This window comes from Ruegeria sp. CE9, from assembly GCF_056537425.1.
In genome coordinates this window covers 198,503-217,881 of record NZ_JBQFRO010000003.1, presented here as the reverse complement: position 1 = coordinate 217,881, position 19,379 = coordinate 198,503, and the positions used below count along the sequence as shown (strand labels likewise).

Annotated in this window: 22 protein-coding genes; 14 read left to right on the top strand and 8 right to left on the bottom strand. The window is 57.4% G+C overall.

Annotated features, from left to right (window positions below):
- Positions 1-3,042 carry an efflux RND transporter permease subunit gene (locus tag ACR0B3_RS08180; RefSeq protein WP_480808627.1) on the top strand — a complete coding sequence of 1,014 codons (3,042 nt, stop codon included), beginning with the start codon at positions 1-3 and terminating at the stop codon, positions 3,040-3,042.
- A gap of 18 nt (positions 3,043-3,060) precedes the next feature.
- Here the strand turns inward: ACR0B3_RS08180 and ACR0B3_RS08175 are convergent, their stop codons facing one another.
- Positions 3,061-3,471 (bottom strand): VOC family protein, encoded by a 411-nt coding sequence (locus ACR0B3_RS08175; protein ID WP_480808626.1) that lies wholly within the window; start codon positions 3,469-3,471, stop codon positions 3,061-3,063.
- Positions 3,472-3,571: 100 nt separating this feature from the next.
- Positions 3,572-6,916, bottom strand: coding sequence for a carbamoyl-phosphate synthase large subunit (gene carB / locus ACR0B3_RS08170; protein ID WP_480808625.1), 3,345 nt, complete (start codon positions 6,914-6,916; stop codon positions 3,572-3,574).
- A 177-nt stretch (positions 6,917-7,093) separates the two neighbouring features.
- Between carB and ACR0B3_RS08165 the strand changes: the two genes are divergently transcribed.
- The 4 genes from ACR0B3_RS08165 (at position 7,094) to aspS (ending at position 11,346) form a co-directional block, all read left to right on the top strand.
- Positions 7,094-8,221, top strand: coding sequence for an aminodeoxychorismate synthase component I (locus tag ACR0B3_RS08165; RefSeq protein WP_480808815.1), 1,128 nt, complete (start codon positions 7,094-7,096; stop codon positions 8,219-8,221).
- The gene (locus ACR0B3_RS08160) at positions 8,176-8,823 is read left to right on the top strand and encodes an aminotransferase class IV family protein (RefSeq protein WP_480808624.1); all 648 of its coding nucleotides are present in this window, start codon (positions 8,176-8,178) and stop codon (positions 8,821-8,823) included. Before ACR0B3_RS08165 ends, ACR0B3_RS08160 begins: the two co-directional genes overlap by 46 nt.
- Positions 8,824-8,828: 5 nt before the next feature.
- Positions 8,829-9,491, top strand: a complete 663-nt coding sequence (locus ACR0B3_RS08155) for a CPBP family intramembrane glutamic endopeptidase (protein ID WP_480808814.1) — start codon at positions 8,829-8,831, stop codon at positions 9,489-9,491.
- Positions 9,492-9,570: 79 nt separating this feature from the next.
- Positions 9,571-11,346 carry an aspartate--tRNA ligase gene (gene aspS, locus ACR0B3_RS08150; RefSeq protein WP_480808623.1) on the top strand — a complete coding sequence of 592 codons (1,776 nt, stop codon included), beginning with the start codon at positions 9,571-9,573 and terminating at the stop codon, positions 11,344-11,346.
- 203 nt (positions 11,347-11,549) lie between these two features.
- Here aspS and ACR0B3_RS08145 read toward each other — a convergent pair whose 3' ends face one another.
- Positions 11,550-12,266 carry a response regulator gene (locus ACR0B3_RS08145; protein WP_480808622.1) on the bottom strand — a complete coding sequence of 239 codons (717 nt, stop codon included), beginning with the start codon at positions 12,264-12,266 and terminating at the stop codon, positions 11,550-11,552.
- A 134-nt stretch (positions 12,267-12,400) separates the two neighbouring features.
- Here ACR0B3_RS08145 and mce point away from each other — a divergent pair, with 134 nt between their 5' ends.
- On the top strand, positions 12,401-12,805 hold the full coding sequence (gene mce / locus ACR0B3_RS08140; RefSeq protein ID WP_480808621.1) for a methylmalonyl-CoA epimerase: 405 nt from the start codon (positions 12,401-12,403) through the stop codon (positions 12,803-12,805).
- A gap of 5 nt (positions 12,806-12,810) precedes the next feature.
- Positions 12,811-13,086 (top strand): DUF1467 family protein, encoded by a 276-nt coding sequence (locus tag ACR0B3_RS08135; RefSeq protein ID WP_170588640.1) that lies wholly within the window; start codon positions 12,811-12,813, stop codon positions 13,084-13,086.
- A 1-nt stretch (position 13,087) separates the two neighbouring features.
- On the opposite strand, the gene ACR0B3_RS08130 is transcribed toward ACR0B3_RS08135, so the two are convergent.
- The 3 genes from ACR0B3_RS08130 to ACR0B3_RS08120 form a co-directional block, all read right to left on the bottom strand.
- Positions 13,088-13,786 (bottom strand): EI24 domain-containing protein, encoded by a 699-nt coding sequence (locus ACR0B3_RS08130; protein ID WP_480808620.1) that lies wholly within the window; start codon positions 13,784-13,786, stop codon positions 13,088-13,090.
- Positions 13,783-14,361, bottom strand: coding sequence for a nitroreductase family protein (locus ACR0B3_RS08125; protein WP_480808619.1), 579 nt, complete (start codon positions 14,359-14,361; stop codon positions 13,783-13,785). Before ACR0B3_RS08125 ends, ACR0B3_RS08130 begins: the two co-directional genes overlap by 4 nt.
- Positions 14,362-14,498: 137 nt before the next feature.
- Positions 14,499-14,747 (bottom strand): hypothetical protein, encoded by a 249-nt coding sequence (locus tag ACR0B3_RS08120; RefSeq protein ID WP_170683355.1) that lies wholly within the window; start codon positions 14,745-14,747, stop codon positions 14,499-14,501.
- A 121-nt stretch (positions 14,748-14,868) separates the two neighbouring features.
- Between ACR0B3_RS08120 and ACR0B3_RS08115 the strand changes: the two genes are divergently transcribed.
- The 5 genes from ACR0B3_RS08115 (at position 14,869) to ACR0B3_RS08095 (ending at position 16,798) form a co-directional block, all read left to right on the top strand.
- Positions 14,869-15,567: a M48 family metallopeptidase gene (locus ACR0B3_RS08115; protein ID WP_480808618.1), complete on the top strand. Its 699-nt coding sequence runs from the start codon at positions 14,869-14,871 to the stop codon at positions 15,565-15,567.
- On the top strand, positions 15,567-15,935 hold the full coding sequence (locus tag ACR0B3_RS08110; protein ID WP_480808617.1) for a YigZ family protein: 369 nt from the start codon (positions 15,567-15,569) through the stop codon (positions 15,933-15,935). The genes ACR0B3_RS08115 and ACR0B3_RS08110 overlap by 1 nt, the downstream gene beginning before the upstream one ends.
- A gap of 68 nt (positions 15,936-16,003) precedes the next feature.
- On the top strand, positions 16,004-16,255 hold the full coding sequence (locus ACR0B3_RS08105; protein ID WP_480808616.1) for a DUF6455 family protein: 252 nt from the start codon (positions 16,004-16,006) through the stop codon (positions 16,253-16,255).
- Entirely contained in the window at positions 16,255-16,536 is a 282-nt protein-coding gene (locus ACR0B3_RS08100; RefSeq protein ID WP_480808615.1) for a DUF6455 family protein, read from the top strand. The genes ACR0B3_RS08105 and ACR0B3_RS08100 overlap by 1 nt, the downstream gene beginning before the upstream one ends.
- Before the next feature lie 4 nt (positions 16,537-16,540).
- A complete protein-coding gene (locus tag ACR0B3_RS08095) occupies positions 16,541-16,798 on the top strand; it encodes a DUF6455 family protein (RefSeq protein WP_480808614.1) in 258 nt (85 codons plus the stop codon).
- A gap of 3 nt (positions 16,799-16,801) precedes the next feature.
- On the opposite strand, the gene ACR0B3_RS08090 is transcribed toward ACR0B3_RS08095, so the two are convergent.
- Complete coding sequence (locus tag ACR0B3_RS08090) at positions 16,802-17,044, bottom strand: CDGSH iron-sulfur domain-containing protein (protein WP_480808613.1); 243 nt, start codon at positions 17,042-17,044, stop codon at positions 16,802-16,804.
- 215 nt (positions 17,045-17,259) lie between these two features.
- Here ACR0B3_RS08090 and ACR0B3_RS08085 point away from each other — a divergent pair, with 215 nt between their 5' ends.
- Together ACR0B3_RS08085 and ACR0B3_RS08080 are read left to right on the top strand one after the other, a co-directional pair.
- Positions 17,260-17,448, top strand: coding sequence for a hypothetical protein (locus ACR0B3_RS08085; protein WP_010441832.1), 189 nt, complete (start codon positions 17,260-17,262; stop codon positions 17,446-17,448).
- 135 nt (positions 17,449-17,583) lie between these two features.
- Entirely contained in the window at positions 17,584-17,940 is a 357-nt protein-coding gene (locus ACR0B3_RS08080; protein ID WP_480808612.1) for a diacylglycerol kinase, read from the top strand.
- A gap of 16 nt (positions 17,941-17,956) precedes the next feature.
- Here the strand turns inward: ACR0B3_RS08080 and rimO are convergent, their stop codons facing one another.
- Positions 17,957-19,354 carry a 30S ribosomal protein S12 methylthiotransferase RimO gene (gene rimO / locus ACR0B3_RS08075; protein ID WP_480808611.1) on the bottom strand — a complete coding sequence of 466 codons (1,398 nt, stop codon included), beginning with the start codon at positions 19,352-19,354 and terminating at the stop codon, positions 17,957-17,959.
- Positions 19,355-19,379: the final 25 nt, after the last annotated feature.

Here is a 19,379-nt window from a genome sequence, read left to right as displayed (position 1 = left end):
ATGAGCATCGCACGCGCTTCGATCGACCGACCGCTCTATACGTGGCTGTTCATCCTGATCGCCCTGTTTGGCGGCATCTGGGGGTTTTCTTCGCTGGGCCGCCTTGAAGACCCGGCGTTCACCATCAAACAAGCAGTGATCGCCACGCAATATCCCGGAGCCACGGCGGAACAGGTTGCGCTGGAAGTGTCCGAGCCACTGGAATCTGCCATTCAGCAGATGGGCGAGGTGGACGTCATCACTTCGGTCAACCAGCCAGGACAGTCGCTGATCGAGGTTGAGATCAAATCTACCTATGACGGCAGCGAACTGCCCGACATCTGGACCCGTCTGCGCGCCAAGGTGCGTGATGCGGCGCGCGGTCTGCCTTCGGGCGTTGGTGCACCCTACGTGAACGACGGGTTTGGCGACGTGTTTGGCCTGTTCTATGCGGTTACCGCAGATGGGTTCTCGGACGCGGAGAAACATGAGCTGTCAACGTTCCTGCGCCGCGAACTGCTGACGGTCAGCGGTGTTGCCGATGTCGAAGTGCAGGGCTTACCGGACGAAGCGATTTTCATCGAGCCCGATTTGTCGATCTCGGTCAATCAGAACGTGCCCTTACAAGCGATCAATGAAGCCATCGCAAACGCGGACTCGGTCAACGCCTCGGGCTCGTTACGATCCGCAAGTGACCGGACAACGATCCTGACAGCCGAAGGCTCGGACAGCGTATCTGCCATCGCGGGGCTATCGGTTGGATCACAAGGGCAGGTGATCAATCTGTTTGATATGTCTGATGTCTATCGCGGGCGGCAGAATGATCCCGATATCATGATCCGCTTCAACGGCGCTGAGGCTTTCACGCTCGGTATCGCAGGGCTGGCCACCGAGAACATCGTTGAAGTCGGTCAGCGCGCGGATGCGAAACTGGCCGAGCTGGATTCCGAAATCCCCTTTGGTGTCGAAATCCTGCCGATCTATCAGCAGCATGTTGTTGTCGATGAGGCCTCGAATGCTTTCCTGCTGAACCTCGCCATGTCAGTCAGCATCGTGGTTGCGGTTCTGGGCATTTTCATGGGCTGGCGCGCTGCTATTGTTGTGGGTTCGACGCTGTTGCTGACCGTGGTGGGCACGCTGCTCTTCATGTCGATGTTCTCGATCGAGATGGAGCGGATTTCGCTGGGCGCCCTGATTATCGCCATGGGGATGTTAGTCGACAATGCCATTGTTGTGGCCGAGGGGATGCAGATCGCCATGCTGCGCGGCAAGAACTCTCGCGATGCGGCAGAGGATGTGGCCTCAAAAACGCAAATTCCGCTGCTTGGGGCAACCGTCATAGGAATCATGGCCTTCGCCGGGATTGGCCTAAGTCCCGACGCAACGGGGGAATTTCTGTTCTCGCTGTTTGCGGTGATCGGCATCTCGCTGCTGCTCAGCTGGGTGCTGGCGATCACGGTGACGCCATTGCTTGGGCACTATTTCTTCAAACAGGGCAAAGAGGGTGAGGTAGACGCCTATAGTGGCATCCTGTTCCGCGTCTATGGAGCAATCCTGAACTGGGCGCTGCGGTTCCGCTGGCTGGTGGTCGCCGGCCTGATTGGCGTCACGGTTGCGTGCTTTGCAGGGTTCGGGCTGATGAAGCAGCAGTTTTTCCCCAACTCGAACACGCCGCTTTTCTTCGTGCACTACAAGCTGCCGCAAGGCACGCCGATTGCTCGAACCGCCGAAGACATGGCCGTGTTCGAGGATTGGTTGGCCGACCGGGATGACGTCGTTTCGGTCGCCACGTTTGTGGGGCAGGGGGCCACGCGGTTCATGCTGACTTATGCGGCCGAAAAGCCGAACCCCAGCTATGGCCACATGATCATCCGCACCGAAACACTGGAAGATATACCTGCCTTGCAGGCCGATCTCGAAGCGTTCGGCTCGGCCCAATTCCCAGAAGGTGAGTTCCGCACCAAGCGCCTGATCTTTGGCCCGGGCGGAGGCGATCCGATCCAGGCCCGTTTCTCGGGCAGTGATCCTGCTGTGTTGCGTCAATTGGCCGAAGAGGCAGTGCAGCGTATGTCAGCGGCATCGCCGAATGCGCTGCATGTGCATCACGACTGGCGCGAGCAGGAGCTGGCCGTGCAACCAATCTATGCGACAGAACGGGCGCAGACGGCGGGTGTGTCGCGCGAGGATATTGCCGCGACGCTGCAATTTTCGACGGATGGGATCACCGGTGGGGTGCTTCGTGAACGCGACCGCCTGATTCCGATCATTCTGCGTCGCCCGGCGGATGGAGACTATTCGATTGTCGATCAAGTGGTGTACTCGGATCAGTCGGAACGTTTTGTGCCGATTGAACAAATGGTGGATGGCTTTGAATACAAGGCGCTCAATACGCTGGTCCATCGCCGCGACCGGGTGCTGACGATCACAGTGGGGGCCGATATCCCGCCTGATCTGACCGCAGCGCAGGTCCATTCCGAGGTGCGCAGCGCGATTGAAGAGATGGAACTGCCCATCGGCTATAGCATGGAATGGGGCGGAGAATTCGAGGATTCGGGTGATGCTCAAGCAAGCCTGGGGCGGCAATTGCCACTGAGCTTGCTGATCATGGTTCTGATCTCGGTGTTGCTGTTCAATGCAATCCGGCAACCGGTCATCATCTGGCTGCTAGTCCCGATGTCTGTGAACGGTGTGGTTATCGGTCTGCTGGGGACAGGGCTGCCGTTTACCTTCACGGCATTGCTCGGGTTGCTCAGCTTGTCGGGCATGCTGATCAAGAACGGCATTGTTCTGGTCGAGGAAGTCGATCTGGTCCGTGCCACCGGCAAAGCCCTGCGACCCGCGATTGTCGAGGCTTCGGTCTCGCGTCTGCGCCCGGTGATGTTGGCTGCGATCACGACAATTCTGGGGATGGCGCCGCTGTTGACCGACGCGTTCTTCGTATCGATGGCGGTCACAATCATGGGCGGTCTGGCGTTCGCCACCATTCTGACCATGGTCGCAGCGCCGGTATTCTACATGTTGTTTTTCAACCGCGAAGAGAAACGACGCTTGGCTTCCTTTTGAGCAGGGCGGGCGGCATATTCAGCCGCCCACCTCAACCTCGGGATCATGATGGCAATAGAAGCACGATAGCTTGTTGCCATCAGGATCACGCAGATAAGCCACATAGAAATCGGGCTGGTAGTGGGGCCTGACGCCGGGTTTACCTTCATCCGCGCCGCCGTTTTGCAGACCGATGGCATGGAACCGTCGGACCTGATCAGCGCATTTGGCGGGAAATGCGATCATCGTGCCATTGCCGGTACTGGCGGGTGCTCCGTTGAAAGGGGCGCAAACCCAAAATCCAGTACCGCTGTCGGGGTCTTTGCCCCATCCGGCCCAACCGTCGATCCATCCGGGCAGACGCGGCTGTCCGAGAACCGCAAAGATCGCATCATAGAAACGGATGGCACGCGGCAGGTCATTCGTTCCGTAAGTTGTATAGAGATCCATCGCGTCCCCTTTGCTGCATCATGAGTGTGTCTGGCGCAAAGAGGAAGAAAAAAGACCCCAGCCGAGGCCGGGGTCAATCTGATCTTTTTGGTGTGCGGGATTAGCCCTGCAGCGATTTCACTTCGACATCTCCCTCAGCCTGCGCCTTGATCGCAAGCGCGGCGGCGTTGCTAGCGGCGGCTGTGGTGAAATATGGGATTTTGTCATAAAGCGCGATGGAGCGGATTGCCTTGCTATCTTCGACGGCCTGCGCACCTTCGGTGGTGTTCATCACCAGTTGCACCTGACCGTCTTTCAGCATGTCCACTACATCCGGGCGGCCTTCGTAGACCTTGTTGACCACCTCACAGGCAACGCCTTGCTCTTCCAGCCAGCTTTGTGTGCCGCGTGTCGCAACCAACGCAAAGCCTTGCTCGACCAGCACCTTTGCGGCTTCAAGCATGGCCTCACCCTTATCTGCATCTTTGATCGAGATGAAGGCGCGGCCCGAGGACGGCAGCACCATGCCCGCACCCATTTGCGCTTTGAGGAAGGCGCGCGGGAAGTCGCGATCCCAACCCATAACCTCTCCGGTCGAACGCATTTCGGGGCCCAAAATCGTATCGACGCCAGGGAAACGGGCAAAGGGCATTACGGCCTCTTTCACCGAGAACCACGGCATGTTCGGGTCTGCCAGCGTCATTTGATCGGCGATCTTAGTGTCCTGACCTTCTGTGTAGGCAGGGCGTTGCGGGAAGTTCGAAAGCTTCTCACCAGCCATGACGCGTGCGGCAATCGATGCAATTGCGCTATCGGTTGCCTTGGCCACGAACGGCACAGTACGCGAGGCGCGGGGATTCACCTCGATCAGGTAAATCTCGTCATCCTTAATTGCGAACTGCACATTCATCAGGCCCACAACGTTCAACGCTTTGGCAAGTTTGAACGCCTGGTCCTTGATTTGTTCGATGATCTCATCCGACAGCGAATAGGGTGGCAGCGAACAGGCGGAGTCGCCCGAGTGTACGCCTGCCTCTTCGATGTGCTGCATGATGCCCGCGACATGCACGTCGGTGCCATCGCACAGGGCGTCTACGTCAAGTTCGACCGCACCGGCCAGATAGCTGTCCAGCAGAACCGGGCTGTCGCCGGATACCACCACGGCTTCGTTGATATAGCGCCGCAGCTGATCCATATCGCGCACGATCTCCATCGCACGACCACCCAGTACGTAAGACGGGCGGATGACCAGTGGGAAGCCGATACTTTCGGCGATCTCAAGCGCCTGCTCGTCGGTCGAGGCGATGCCGTTTTTGGGTTGTTTCAGGCCCAGATCGTTGACCAGTGCCTGGAAACGTTCGCGGTCTTCGGCCAGATCAATCGCGTCTGGCGTCGTGCCGAGGATCGGAATGCCTTCGGCCTCAAGCGCGTTGGCCAGTTTCAGCGGGGTTTGACCACCGAACTGCACGATCACACCGTGCAACGTGCCGTTTTCCTGCTCTTTCGTCAGGATTTCCATGACATGTTCAAAAGTCAGCGGCTCAAAATACAGACGATCCGAGGTGTCATAGTCGGTTGAAACAGTCTCGGGGTTACAGTTGACCATGATGGTCTCATATCCCGCCTCGGTCAGTGCAAAACAGGCATGGCAGCAGCAGTAGTCGAACTCGATGCCCTGACCGATCCGGTTCGGGCCGCCGCCGAGGATGACAACCTTTTTGCGGTCGCTCGGACGTGCCTCACACTCAACCTCACCCATCATCGGGGCCTCGTAGGTCGAGTACATATAGGGTGTCTGCGCCTCAAATTCGGCGGCGCAGGTGTCGATGCGTTTGAATACTGCGTTGACGCCGAGGTTGCGGCGGGCACGGCGGACGTTGGCCTCATCCCGGCCGGTCAGGTTACCCAGACGGGCGTCGGTGAAACCCAGCATCTTGAGCTTGCGGATGCCGTCTTCGGTGACGGGCAGGCCGTCTTTGCGGACCACCCGCTCGGCTTCGATGATCTCGCGAATGCGGGCCAGGAACCATGGGTCGAACTTGGTGACGCCAAAGATTTCATCGTCGGTCAAACCATGCCGCATCGCCTGCGCGATAGTGCGCAAGCGGTCGGGCGTCTGCTGGCTGATCGCCTTGATGACAGCGGCTTTGTCATCAGCCTCGTCCCAGGTGCCAACGTTTAGGCCGGGGATTTCAATTTCATCAAAACCGGTCAGGCCAGATTCCATCGAGGCCAGGGCCTTTTGCATCGATTCGTGGATTGTGCGGCCGATGGACATGGCCTCGCCCACCGATTTCATCGCAGTGGTCAGATAGGGTTCGGAACCTGGGAATTTCTCGAACGCGAATTTCGGAATTTTTGTCACGACATAGTCGATGGTCGGCTCGAACGAGGCGGGCGTGACCTTGGTGATGTCGTTGTCCAGCTCGTCCAGCGTGTAGCCCACGGCCAGTTTAGCGGCGATCTTGGCAATCGGGAAACCGGTTGCCTTGGACGCCAACGCGGACGAGCGCGACACGCGCGGGTTCATCTCGATCACGACCATCCGGCCATCAACCGGGTTGATCGCCCATTGCACGTTTGATCCGCCGGTTTCGACCCCGATCTCGCGCAGCACGGCAATCGAGTGATTGCGCATGATCTGGTATTCTTTGTCGGTCAGCGTAAGGGCAGGGGCCACGGTGATCGAGTCGCCGGTGTGCACGCCCATCGGATCGACGTTTTCGATGGAACAGACGATGATGGCATTGTCAGCGGTGTCGCGCACCACCTCCATCTCATATTCTTTCCAGCCCAAAAGGCTTTCATCGATCAGGATCTGACCAACGGGCGAGGCGTCCATGCCGGAACGGCAAATATGAATGTAATCCTCACGGTTATACGCCACGCCGCCGCCGGTACCCCCCAGCGTAAAGGCGGGGCGGATAATGGCAGGCAGGCCAACCGTTTCAAGCGTGTCCAGCGCCAGCGCGACACCTGCATCTAGGTCCTTCTTACCGCTGTCATCTTTGGGCGCGGTTACGATCTCGGCCTTGGGGTTTTCGATGCCCAGCCGGTCCATCGCCTCGCGGAAAAGGGCGCGGTCTTCGGCCATTTCGATGGCGTCGCGTTTGGCGCCAATCATCTCGACGTTGAACTTGTCCAGCACACCCATCTCTTCCAGCGCGAGTGAGGTGTTTAGGCCGGTCTGTCCGCCCATGGTGGGCAGCAGGGCGTCGGGGCGTTCTTTCTCGATGATCTTGGCGACAACCTCGGGCGTGATCGGCTCGATATAAGTCGCGTCCGCAAGCCCCGGGTCGGTCATGATCGTTGCAGGGTTCGAGTTCACCAGAATGACCCGGTAGCCTTCTTCCCGCAGCGCCTTACAGGCCTGTGCGCCGGAATAGTCGAACTCACACGCCTGACCAATAACAATGGGCCCCGCCCCGATGATCATGATCGACTGGATGTCGGTTCTTCTCGGCATGGCCTTGTTCCTTCGATTGTCCGCGAGTCAGGGCACCGCCCCAGCGCCCAAATTGTCCTGCGTTATAGGGACCGCGCGAAAAGGTGCAAGTGGTATCGGAAACAGGGGCGAAATTGCCGCTTTCCCCCCTTTCGTTTGCTGGCGTATCCTCTATATCGCGCAGCACGATAAATGAGGATGCACTTGCGTATTCGTTTCGATCAAGGACCAGCCGGGCGTGGAACCCGGTTCGAGCGTCCATCCCATATCATTCGCGCGGATGATGCGGTGGAGGTGCCCCAAGCTCTGGCGGCGCTTGATCAGGCGCGCGCAGATGGCGCTTGGCTTGCTGGCTACGCAAGCTATGAGCTGGGCTATGTGCTTGAGCCTCGCCTGACGGGGCGTTTGCCTAAGGGTCGGCGATTGCCGCTGTTATGTTTTGGTGTGTACGCAGAACCGGACCGCGTTGGCCTGCCTCAGGAGATGGGTGCTGTCACCGCGTTTCAGCCCCGCTGGGACGAGGCGCGATATACCCAAGCGTTCCGCGACATTCATGATGCGATTGGCGCTGGAGATATCTATCAGGCAAATCTGACGTTTCCCATCGACCTTGATGTCACCGGAAACAGCGCGGCATTGTATGCGGCGCTTGCGGCTGGTCAACCTGTCGGCCACGGCGCTTTGGTAGAGCAAGACGGGCTGCCCGATCTGCTTAGCCGTTCACCCGAGTTGTTCTTCCGTACCGACACCCAAGGGCGCATCGAGACGCGTCCGATGAAGGGCACTCAACCCCGCAGCGAGGATCCCGTCGAGGACGAGCGCCGCCGGGTATTCCTGTCTTCGGACGCGAAGAACCGTGCCGAGAATCTGATGATCGTCGACTTGCTGCGCAACGATATCAGCCGCGTTGCCCTGGCCGGATCGGTCAATGTGCCCGAGCTATTCAAGGTTGAAAGCTACGCGACCGTTCACCAGATGGTATCGCTGGTTCAGGCGCAACTGCACCTCGGGGTAGGTCTTTCTGACATCTTTGCGGCTCTGTTTCCTTGCGGTTCAATCACGGGCGCGCCGAAGATTCGTGCCATGGAAATCCTGTCTGAGCTGGAACCCTGGCCTCGCGATGCCTATTGCGGCACCGTTGGTTGGGCTGCACCGGATGGGCGGTCCGAGTTCAACGTCGCCATCCGCACCCTCTTGGTTGAAGGCGACACGGCGACCCTGAATGTAGGCGGTGGACTGGTCTGGGACAGCACCGCTCCATCAGAATATGAGGAGGCGCTATGGAAAGCCCGCTTCGCCCACCAGCTGAGCCTGATTTCCGCCTGATCGAAACTCTGGCGTTCTGTCCGGGGCAGGGTTTTGTGCGTCTTGAACGCCATCTGTCTCGCATGGCCCGAACGGCTGAGACGCTCGGTATTGCGTTTGACCGAGCCTCGGCGCATCGCGTTTTGGATAGTGTGTCGGGCGACACAGCAATCCGCTGCCGCCTGACGCTGGACTCGCATGGTGAATTTGATCTGACAACCGGGGAATTGGCAGCCAACCCAGCTGTCTGGCGCGTGGGTTTGGCGGATCAGAGGTTGTCCTCAGCGGATTTATGGTTGCGCCATAAAACGACCCGTCGGGCGATTTACGACACGGCGCGCGCGGGTCTGCCGGAGGGTGTCGACGAACTCCTGTTTCTGAACGAACGGGATGAGCTGTGTGAAGGTACGATTACGAACCTGTTTCTGACCATGCCCAATGGAAGACAGCTGACGCCCTCACTGTGTTGCGGGTTGCTTCCGGGTATCCTGCGTGAAGAATTGATTGAGAACAAAGAAGTTACTGAAACCGTTCTAACCTTGACCGATCTACAAAACGCACAAAATATCTACTGTGGAAATTCCCTGCGGGGGCTGATCCAGGCGGAGCTTGTAGCACTTTGAGCAAAATGACTGAGTGGGTGGAAACTCCAGCAACAAACCAACGTCTCAGGATCGAGTTTGTCTTGTTCTTTGTGGCTGTCCCGGTCTTGATCGCGGTATTATTCCCACCGAACTGGATGTTTCCTGCACTGTTCGCGTTCACTGGCCTCGGTATCCTTTTGTTGCAGGACACCCCGGGGTTCTCATGGGCCGAGCTTCGATATGGGTGGCGGAACTGGTCGTGGCTTGAGGTGATTGGTTTCACGCTTTTCATGGCGGCCTTTTGTTCTGCTTTGGTACTGTGGGCACGACCGAATGCAGCCTTTGTAATGCTGCTACACCGGCCGGAGATGTTGATATTCATTTGTATCGGCTACCCGTTGCTGTCTGCTCTGCCGCAAGAGTTGCTGTTTCGGTCTCTCTTTTTCCGGCGTTACCACGCGATCCTGCCTAGTGGGCGCGCGGCCTATTTGTTAAACGCCGGGCTGTTTTCGTTGGCTCACCTGATGTATTGGAGCTGGGTCGTCACCATCATGACCTTCGCAGGAGGCCTTTTGTTCACATGGGCCTATCGCAAACGTGGGTCGTTCTTTTACGCTGTTCTTCTGCACGCAATTGCGGGCAATATCATCTTTGCCGCCGGTCTGGGTGTGTATTTCTACTCGGGCAACGTGCAAAGGCCGTTTTGACGGCGCGACCCGCCTTGACTTTCCTAGCCCAAAGGGGTGTATCGGCGCGACGAATTCTGCGCCCGAAGGGATATGATCCATGCACGCCTATCGCAGCCACACCTGCGCCGCTCTGACCGCCGCCAATGTCGGTGAAACCGTCCGCCTTTCCGGGTGGGTGCATCGGGTCCGAGATCACGGCGGCGTGCTGTTCATCGATCTGCGCGACCATTTCGGTGTCACTCAGGTTCTGTGCGATGGCGACAGCGCCGCCTTTGCCGAGCTTGAGAAGGTGCGCTCGGAATGGTGTATCCGCATCGATGGCACGGTCAAAGCGCGTGACCCCGAACTGGTGAACCCGAAACTGCCGACCGGTGAGGTCGAGGTTTATGTGCGTGAGTTGGAAGTGCTGGGCGCAGCTGACGAACTGCCGCTGATGGTCTTCGGTGATCAGGAATATCCCGAGGAAACCCGCCTGCGCTATCGCTATTTGGACCTGCGCCGCGAAGCGATGCAGCAGAACATGACGCTGCGCTCGGACGTTGTCGCATCGATGCGCCGCCGCATGTGGGATCAAGGTTTCCGCGAATATCAGACACCAATCATTACCGCCTCGTCCCCCGAGGGCGCACGCGACTTTCTGGTGCCTTCGCGCCTGCATCCGGGCAAGTTTTACGCGCTGCCACAGGCGCCGCAGCAGTTCAAACAGCTGATCATGGTGTCGGGCTTTGATAAGTATTTCCAGATCGCCCCGTGTTTCCGGGATGAAGACCCACGTGCTGACCGTTCGCCGACCGATTTTTACCAGCTTGACCTCGAGATGTCGTTTGTCGAGCAGCAGGACGTGTTCGACACCATCCAGCCCGTTCTGACTGGCGTGTTCGAAGAGTTCGGTGGAGGTCGCAAGGTCGATCAGGATTGGCCGCAGATTTCCTATAAAGATGCGGCACTATGGTACGGCACGGACAAGCCTGACCTGCGCAACCCTATCAAAATGCAGGTGGTCTCCGACCACTTCCGCGGTTCTGGCTTCGCGATATTCGCGAAGCTGTTGGAGCAGGAAGGCACCGAAATCCGCGCCATCCCAGCGCCGAGCGGTGGCAGCCGCAAGTTCTGCGACCGCATGAATGCATTTGCGCAAAAAGAGGGTCTGCCCGGTATGGGCTATATCTTCTGGCGCGATCAGGGTGAAGGTATGGAGGCGGCCGGACCGCTGGCCAAGAACATCGGCCCGGAACGGACCGAGGCGATCCGTCAGCAATTGGGTCTGGGTGTCGGCGACGCGGCATTCTTCCTGGGTGGCAAGCCGAAAGCCTTTGAGAAGGTAGCAGGTAAAGCGCGTGACGTAATCGGCGATGAACTTGGCCTGACAGAAAAAGACCGCTTTGCCTTTGCCTGGATCGTGGATTTCCCGATCTATGAGCAGGACGAAGAAACCGGGGCAATCGACTTTGAACACAACCCCTTCTCGATGCCGCAGGGCGGAATGGAGGCGTTGCAGGGCGATCCTCTGGACGTGCGCGGGTACCAGTACGACCTGGCTTGCAATGGCTACGAGTTGGTGTCGGGCGCGATCCGGAACCATAAGCCCGAGATCATGTTGAAAGCATTTGAGCTGGCTGGCTATGGCGAGGATGAGGTCAAATCCCGCTTTGGTGCATTGTTCAACGCGTTCCACTATGGCGCGCCTCCGCACGGTGGCTGTGCTGCCGGGATTGACCGTATCGTGATGTTGCTGGCCGATGAGGCCAACATTCGCGAAGTCATGATGTTCCCAATGAACCAGCGCGCCGAAGACCTGATGATGGACGCACCATCCGATCCGACCTCGGATCAATTGATGGAATTGGGTCTCAGGATCATCCCACAGGACTAATAGCAGCCGCCCGCCATGAGCTGGCGGTTTGCATTTGGGATTTTGATGCGCAGACCTAAGTCAAGAAGCACCGCAGGGGGTCGAGTTAATCCAAAGGGTTTGCTGAATCCCGCCGATTGCGAATGTTCTTGGCTGTGAGGCGCGTCTGGCGATAGATCCAGACGCACAGCAGCGTCGCTGTAATGAAATACGCAGTGAGCATGTCAGATCGCCTCTTGCCGCTCCAGACGGTCTTGCACCAACCCGGCCACCCGCGCCGTCTGGGCTGTGACCGGCGCGCCCTTCGCGCGTGATCGAGCAAGATCTCGTGCGGCATCAGCAAGCACCATATCTTCTGCGTCTCGGGCAACGCTGTGAAGAAACTGCGCTGCATAGTCCAATGTGCGCTGATCGGTGGGGCCGGTCAGCACATCGGCGATATGGGCCATGTCGTCCTGATAGGCCAATGGATCGGGTTGAACGATATCCTCCCGCACTGCAGACATATCACTGGGGCGACGATCTTCGGGCAAAAGTTCAAGAATAGACTTCTGGAAATAGGCGACCGAGGTCAGGGGCTTGGCCAGAAAGCCATCGGCACCGGCGCGCATGGCGGTGGCCTGCATGTTATCGTCCCCTGACAATCCGAGTATGACACCAATGCGGGGCACGGCGTGGGTCAGTTCGGCAATCAAGTCGGCCCCCGAGCCATCCGGCAATCCCATATCGACGATCAGAACCGAAGGGCGGTAAATCTGCAGATGTCGCCGCGCTGATTTCAGGCAATCCGCACGCCGGATACGTGCACCGCTGTGCAAACACATCAATCGTATTGCGTCACACGCGTAGCGGCTATCTTCGACCACAAGGATGGTTTGGCCCAGCAGCGGCCGCATCTTGGTGGCAAGCGGTGCAGAGGCGAAAGGTCCCGAATCGTCCATGGCAGAACTCCTGATTAGCAGATGCCTCACGCTAGGAACTTCTGGCTAATACAGGGTTAACGACGATTTGGCGCACTTGTCCTTCGTACCATCTGCCCCCATAACCACGTCAATGCAGATGCAAGGAGAGCCTTATGATTGGTCGCCTGAACCACGTCGCAATTGCCGTTCCCGACCTCGAGGCCGCCTCGGCCCAGTATCGCAATGCGCTTGGTGCCAAAGTTGGTGAGCCGCAGGATGAGCCGGATCATGGCGTCACCGTCGTGTTCATCGAGCTGCCAAACACCAAGATCGAATTGCTGTTTCCCTTGGGCGAGAATAGCCCGATTAACGGCTTTCTGGAGAAGAACCCATCCGGCGGCATCCATCATGTCTGCTATGAGGTCGAAGATATCATCACAGCCCGCGATCATCTGAAAGAGACCGGAGCGCGCGTATTGGGCTCGGGTGAGCCCAAGATCGGTGCGCATGGCAAGCCGGTATTGTTCCTGCATCCAAAGGATTTCAACGGTTGCCTTGTTGAGCTGGAACAGGTCTGACGCCGATGACAATCACTGCTGCTCTGGTCCTGTTTGCGGTCATTTGGTTTCTGACCCTGCTGATGGTCTTGCCTGTGCGCATCAAAACACAAGGCGATCTGGGGGATATTGTTCCAGGCACCCATGCGGGTGCGCCGGAAGTCCATCACATGAAGAAAAAGCTATGGATCACCACCGGGATTTCGGTGGTGCTGTGGGCGATCATTGCAGGCATCATTATCTCGGGCGTGATCAGCGTGCGAGATTTCGATTGGCTGAACCAACTGGAGCCGCGTGAATAGCTCAGGGCCGGTTATCCGAAAGACCGTGATATATATGCGTAAAGGTCGCCGCACCCAGGATCGGGATCAACAGGTTGACCAGCGGCACCGACAGCGGGACCGCCATCAGAATGCCTGCAATCCAAATGGTCGTTGCGTGTTTTGCGCGCAGCTTCCGCGCACCCTCACGACCCAGTCGCCGCATGGCGGCCAGCGTGAAATACTCGCGGCCCAGTAGAAACCCGTTCATGCCCCAGAAGATAAACAAGGCAAACGGTGTGAAGAGCGCATAAAGGATCAAGGCCAGCAGGTTGGCGACGATCAGCACCCCCAGAAAGCTGAGCGTGTCTATCAACGCATCTCCGAAGGGAATGCGCTCGGCCGGGGGTAAGCTGGGATAGTGCTGATCCTCAACTGCTTGGGCGACCTCATCAAGAAACATCGAGGTGATCGCCGATGCAACCGGGACCATCAGAAACACCGACAGCACCATCATGAATAAAAACGAAGACACGCTGAGCAGGTCGTTCAGCCAAGTGACCTCGCCCAAGATTGGCAGCGTCGCCTGGTCTCCGACAAAGATGTTGATCAGCCAAAGAAGCCCGGCATAGGCCGCGACCAGCAAGGCAAAGGTTAGTGCGACCCCCAACAGCAATACCTTGCGAAATCTGGGATCACCGATCTGACCCAGAGCTTTCAGAAAGGATTGGATAATGATCATTCGGAAATCCATTGGGTAAGTGCTGCCACATCCGGGCGAGGTCGCTCGGGTGGGGCAGTGCCTTCTGTTGCGATATGAATGAAACCTGCGACTCTTTCGTTTGCGGCCAACCCTAACCCCTGCTCGCAAAAATCGCGATCATGCGCTTGCCAGCCAGACAACCAGTTTGCGCCCCAACCCGCGGCAAGTGCTGCGTTAAGCAGGGCCAAACATACTGCGCCCGCCGAATAGGTTTGTTCTATTGCCGGTATCTTCTCAGATGGTTTCTGCACTTCGATGACCGCGACTGCCAAGTGACCCATATCGAACTGACTGCGGGCTTTGGCGATGTCTTCGGCGGTCTTGCCCATAGCCTGACCGCAATTTGCAGTAAGTTCAGCAAGACGTTGCATCGCTCCGCGCTCAACAACAACAAAGCGCCATGGTTCCAGCTTGCCATGATCCGGGCTGCGCGCGGCTGCGGTTAACAAGGGTATCAACTCTTCCCTTGTCGGGGCTGGCGCCACCAAAGTCTTGGCTGGACGGGACCGGCGCGCGTGTAAAAAATCCAGCGCAGCTTGGCTCTTCAAAGTCATATGTTAATATCCTTCACATGGGCAGTCACTATGTCGGAGGCCCGGTATCCTCTTTCAAGGGCAAACTGCCCATTAAAAGGCAACAAACTCAATCGGAATTGCAGCTTGTGAAAAAATGCCAGCGCGGAATGGTCAGCCTATTCCTTGGCGGTATCGGTCTCGCGTATCTGATAAACACCCTCTGGCAGATCCAACGCAGCCGCCAGATCGCGCACCTGTTCGGGTGACAACGTGATTTTCTGGATCTGGTCTGTGCGGGGATCCAATTGCTCAAGCGTGACGCATTCGGCGAAGTTGTTGATAACAACATCCTCTTGCAAAGGCTTGGCACCTTCGTCCACCAGCGTAATGACCGTCGAGTCGAATTCGTGTTCTATCGAAAACATACGCGCAGACTGCCGATCCTATTGCTGCAATGCAACCCGTCGTGAACCTCAATCGGTTGTAGCCCGTCGGGATTTGTCGCGCTATGCTGGCCTGCCGGCAGAGTGAGTGAAAGGAAAGTGAATGCGCCGTCTTGCCCTTTTGCTGGTTCTGCTTTTGGCGGCGTGTGACACCTCGTCTATTGTTGCGATCCCTGCCGAGCAATGGCAACCCTCATCGACTCAGCAGGAAAAGGCGCGCGAGTTCGAACAGGTCAGCCGCGCCATTGGCACCACCGCCAGTCGGGAATGCCGCCGCCGGTCACGGACAGCCAATTGTGATTTTGTAATTTTGGTAGATCTTTCGCCCAAAGCGCCCGCCAACGCATTCCAGACCTTGGACAAGAACGGGCGACCACTGATCATATTCACGCAGCCGATGATCGATTCGACGCAAAACGCGGATGAGATGGCCTTCGTCATGGGGCACGAGGCCGCCCACCACATTCTGGGCCACATCGCCCGACAGGCAGAAAATGCTAAGGAAAGCGCCCGTATTTTTGGCGATCTTGCCCGCAAGCAAGGTGCCGACGATGCAGGGATCGAGCGCGCGCAAGCGCTGGGTGCTGAAGTCGGCGTGCAGAATTACACGCGTGAATTCGAGCTCGAGGCGGATCGGTTGGGCACCAAAATCACACATGCAGCGGGATATGATCCGCTGGTCGGGATGGCTTTCTTTCAGCGCATTCCCGATCCGGGCGACCGCTTTCTGGCGACGCATCCACCGAATGCGCAACGGGTCCAAGCAGTGCTGCAAACGGCCCGTCAGTTGGGGTTGCAATAGTGGTCAAGCTCACCCAACTGGGCGTCGTTCTCAGCGATCGCGGCTCAAAATACGCCGTGACTGGTGCGCAGGTGACCAGTCGTGCCGATATTGATCAGGTGCTTGCAGAGCTAAAATCCGACAAATCCTATGCCAAGGCGACCCATAATACCTGGGCCGCCATTCTGCCGACCGGAGCACTCAAGGCGGATGACGGGGAATCCGGGGCCGCGATGGTTATTCTTCGGATGATGGAGCGGGCCGAGTTATCGGATCACGTGATCATCGTGACACGTTGGTACGGCGGAAAAAAGCTGGGCGGGGACAGGTTTCGACGCGTGCAGGATGCCACGCGCGCCTATTTGGACCAGTTGGGAACAGAGCATTGACCTGAGTCAAAGGCGTTCCTGCGGGGATAGGGTAACTTTTTCAAAGTGTGAACGGAAAAGGAAGCCACATGTCTGATCGCGAAACGCTGAGACATCACGCTGGTCTTGTGGATAAAATGGCCACAACACTAGGCGTTGATTTGCAAGAAGCAGCCATCGAAGGTGCCCTAAAATTCGACGAAATATCGGACGCCGTTTTGCGGTGCACCAAATGTCCGAACCCTGGGCATTGTGAGTCTTTTCTGGCCCAAAATCAGGCGGCGTCAAAAACACCTGAATACTGTCGCAACCAAGAGCTGCTGAGCAGGCTAAAGCCTTAATGAAAAAGGGATTTGCCGTGCCACGACTCGGACAGATCATGAACCACGTTCGTCTGGCACTTCGGATGGCGCAAGCCACTGGTACCGATTTGGTTGCTGCGCATCGTGAGGGGCGTCTAAGCCAGCAGGAATGGGCCGATATGATCCAGCTCTGCCGAGGCTGTGAATGGGCCCGCGCATGTCCTGACTGGCTGAGCGAGAATGAAACGGTCGAACACGCACCCTGCAGCTGCCCAAACCGGCACAGATTTACTGCTTTGAAAGTCTGCAATCAAAGGTGATCAAATGGACCAGACATCACTGGGTGATATCGAGAAACACTTTTGGCTGACGCGTTCGGTCGCACGCTGCATGGGGGTTTCTTTGACCGAAGTGATGGCCGACGGCAAACTGACCTCTTTTGATTATGCCCAAATGGTGACCCGTTGCCGAGCCGCTGCCTGCAGTGAGCGCTGTCAGCTATGGCTTGCTGCACAGCAGACAAAGGCAACGAATGCACCCGAATTCTGCGCGAATGCGAGCGTTTTCAACGATCTGGCCTAAAAGCTAAAGTTTGCTGTGTGACCCGTCGCACAAGGGTGGATTGGCACTGTTTTTACAGCCGCAAAAGAACACTTTTTTACTCGCTTCGGCGGTGTATTTTACCGGTTCAATCGATGTGTCCTTGTGAGAGCCGTCACAAAATGGCTGCCTCTTAGACTTACCGCACGCGCACCAGAAATAGGATTTTCCTTCGGTTACCTCGACCGGATAAGGCGCATTCTGGGCGATGATGGGGGCGTCTGACATGGGGCTACTCCGTCTTTGGCTGCTGTCAATTTCTGAGTTTAGAGCCCTTTGTCAAAAAAGGTAGGCCGCCTTTGATCAGCGCTTTGACAGCGTGGTTTCGCCTTTATTCACAAATGCGTTATCGATTCGGTTGCCATACGAAATTCTTAGTCCTATTCTGAGACTGGCCCCGAAAAACTGGGCAATATCAGAAAAGTAATAGAGGATTGATGGACATGAAACTGAAATTTGCTGCTATCTGCGCCACGGCTGTTGTATTGACTGCGTGCTCGCAGCAAGAGGAACCGACCCCGGTCTATATCCAGCCCGACTATGACAAGTATGGTACACCCAGCTGCTCGGCAGGCTACGAACTGGCGACCACCGAGGCAGGCCAGACCGTATGTAACCCAGTTACTCAATAAGCATTGCACAGGCGGTCTCAAACTTGAGACCGCCTGTATTTAACTTGTGTACGCCGCCTTTGCAGGCGGTTTTTTCTTGCCTTTCTGCCGCAGGTCGCGAATTTCAGATCCCAGTTAGATCAAACGGAAAACCCTATGCGCAGATTGTTCAACCACGTTAAGGATCGCACCCGCTGGAGCTGGCAGGGACTGGCCGCAACTTGGCAGGGTGAGTTCTCGTTTCGCGCGTGGGCATGGGCCAACCTGTTTTCGGCCGCGCTGTCGCTTGCGTTGCCTCTTGGCACCGCAGAACGGGCGTTGATCCTTGCTTTGGGCATTCTGGTTCTGGCGGCCGAGTTGTTCAATACAGCGATTGAACGGGCCGTCGACCATACCTCGACCGAGCATCACACTTTAGCCGGGCAAGCCAAAGATGCGGCAAGTGCTGCGGTCGCCTTGACTGCGATTGCCGCAGGCGTGGCGTGGATCGTGATATTGATTGGCCTGCTCTGAGCTCCGGAGCGTCTCATCACGCCGAGCGGTCCAAGCGTCCCCACAAGTCATACTCGCCGGCCTCATCCACGTTGACCGAAACGATATCCCCGGGTTTCAATTCCTCGAAGCCCTCGTCAATGAATAGATTGCCGTCGATCTCCGGTGCGTCGGCCTTGGTGCGGCAGGTCGCAGCCTCATCGTCCACCTCGTCCACGATGACCTCAAGAGTTTGTCCAACCTTCGCGGCCAACTTGGACTCAGAGATGGCCTGCGCCTTTTCCATAAACCGTTCCCATCGATCCTGCTTGACCTCGGTCGGAACGTGATCCGGCAGGTCGTTTGACCGAGCGCCATCGACATTTTCGTACTGGAAACAGCCCACGCGATCCAGTTGCGCCTCATCCATCCAGTCCAGAAGCGTCTGGAACTCCGCCTCGGTCTCGCCGGGATAGCCAACGATAAAGGTGGATCGCAGGGTGATATCCGGACAGGTTGCGCGCCAGGCGGCGATTTCATCCAGTGTTTTGGCCCCGGCCGCCGGGCGGGCCATGCGTTTCAGAACATCGGGATGCGCATGCTGGAATGGGATGTCCAGATAAGGCAGCACGTTGCAGCCCGAATCCGCCATCAACGGGATCAACTCGCGCACATGGGGGTATGGATAGACATAATGCAGTCGCACCCACGCATCGAACTGCCCCAGTTCACGCGCCAGGTCGGTGATATGGCTGCGGACCTCGCGATCCTTCCACGGGTTCAGATCGTATCGACAGTCTAGCCCATAGGCCGAGGTGTCTTGTGAGATCACCAACAGTTCGCGCACGCCATTGTCGACCAGTTTTTCCGCCTCGCGCAAAACGGCATGAGCAGGACGACTGGCGAGTTTGCCGCGCATATCCGGAATAATGCAGAACTTGCACTTGTGGTTACAGCCTTCTGAAATCTTGAGATAGCTGTAATGGCGCGGGGTCAGTTTGACGCCTGAGGCGGGCAGCAGATCAACATAAGGATTCGGGTCAGGTGGAACGGCGGCATGAACCGCGTCCAGAACCTGTTCATACTGATGTGGGCCTGTGACAGCCAGAATGCGCGGATGATGCTCGCGGATATAGTCCGGCTCTGCCCCCAAGCACCCTGTCACGATAACCTTGCCATTCTCGACCAGCGCTTCACCGATCGCTTCCAACGATTCCGCCTTGGCGCTGTCCAGAAACCCGCATGTGTTCACAATCACGGCATCGGCCCCGGCATAATCGGGCGAAATGCCGTATCCTTCGGCACGCAGACGGGTCAGAATACGTTCGCTATCAACCAAAGCCTTGGGGCATCCCAACGACACCATCCCAAGGGTCGGTTGGCCTTTGCGGGGTGTATCTGTGATCTGCGCTGAAGGAGCCAGATCAGGGCGGAGGTTTGGCGGGTTCGTACTCATGGCCGGGCATATAGAGGGGAAAGCT

Bases quoted from the DNA above. Each gene is read 5' to 3' on its own strand.
- ACR0B3_RS08180 (WP_480808627.1), top strand. From the start codon at position 1: ATGAGCATCGCACGCGCTTCGATCGACCGACCGCTCTATACGTGGCTG.
- ACR0B3_RS08175 (WP_480808626.1), bottom strand. From the start codon at position 3,471: ATGGATCTCTATACAACTTACGGAACGAATGACCTGCCGCGTGCCATC.
- carB (WP_480808625.1), bottom strand. From the start codon at position 6,916: ATGCCGAGAAGAACCGACATCCAGTCGATCATGATCATCGGGGCGGGG.
- ACR0B3_RS08165 (WP_480808815.1), top strand. From the start codon at position 7,094: ATGCACTTGCGTATTCGTTTCGATCAAGGACCAGCCGGGCGTGGAACC.
- ACR0B3_RS08160 (WP_480808624.1), top strand. From the start codon at position 8,176: ATGGAAAGCCCGCTTCGCCCACCAGCTGAGCCTGATTTCCGCCTGATC.
- ACR0B3_RS08155 (WP_480808814.1), top strand. From the start codon at position 8,829: ATGACTGAGTGGGTGGAAACTCCAGCAACAAACCAACGTCTCAGGATC.
- aspS (WP_480808623.1), top strand. From the start codon at position 9,571: ATGCACGCCTATCGCAGCCACACCTGCGCCGCTCTGACCGCCGCCAAT.
- ACR0B3_RS08145 (WP_480808622.1), bottom strand. From the start codon at position 12,266: ATGGACGATTCGGGACCTTTCGCCTCTGCACCGCTTGCCACCAAGATG.
- mce (WP_480808621.1), top strand. From the start codon at position 12,401: ATGATTGGTCGCCTGAACCACGTCGCAATTGCCGTTCCCGACCTCGAG.
- ACR0B3_RS08135 (WP_170588640.1), top strand. From the start codon at position 12,811: ATGACAATCACTGCTGCTCTGGTCCTGTTTGCGGTCATTTGGTTTCTG.
- ACR0B3_RS08130 (WP_480808620.1), bottom strand. From the start codon at position 13,786: ATGATCATTATCCAATCCTTTCTGAAAGCTCTGGGTCAGATCGGTGAT.
- ACR0B3_RS08125 (WP_480808619.1), bottom strand. From the start codon at position 14,361: ATGACTTTGAAGAGCCAAGCTGCGCTGGATTTTTTACACGCGCGCCGG.
- ACR0B3_RS08120 (WP_170683355.1), bottom strand. From the start codon at position 14,747: ATGTTTTCGATAGAACACGAATTCGACTCGACGGTCATTACGCTGGTG.
- ACR0B3_RS08115 (WP_480808618.1), top strand. From the start codon at position 14,869: ATGCGCCGTCTTGCCCTTTTGCTGGTTCTGCTTTTGGCGGCGTGTGAC.
- ACR0B3_RS08105 (WP_480808616.1), top strand. From the start codon at position 16,004: ATGTCTGATCGCGAAACGCTGAGACATCACGCTGGTCTTGTGGATAAA.
- ACR0B3_RS08100 (WP_480808615.1), top strand. From the start codon at position 16,255: ATGAAAAAGGGATTTGCCGTGCCACGACTCGGACAGATCATGAACCAC.
- ACR0B3_RS08095 (WP_480808614.1), top strand. From the start codon at position 16,541: ATGGACCAGACATCACTGGGTGATATCGAGAAACACTTTTGGCTGACG.
- ACR0B3_RS08090 (WP_480808613.1), bottom strand. From the start codon at position 17,044: ATGTCAGACGCCCCCATCATCGCCCAGAATGCGCCTTATCCGGTCGAG.
- ACR0B3_RS08085 (WP_010441832.1), top strand. From the start codon at position 17,260: ATGAAACTGAAATTTGCTGCTATCTGCGCCACGGCTGTTGTATTGACT.
- ACR0B3_RS08080 (WP_480808612.1), top strand. From the start codon at position 17,584: ATGCGCAGATTGTTCAACCACGTTAAGGATCGCACCCGCTGGAGCTGG.
- rimO (WP_480808611.1), bottom strand. From the start codon at position 19,354: ATGAGTACGAACCCGCCAAACCTCCGCCCTGATCTGGCTCCTTCAGCG.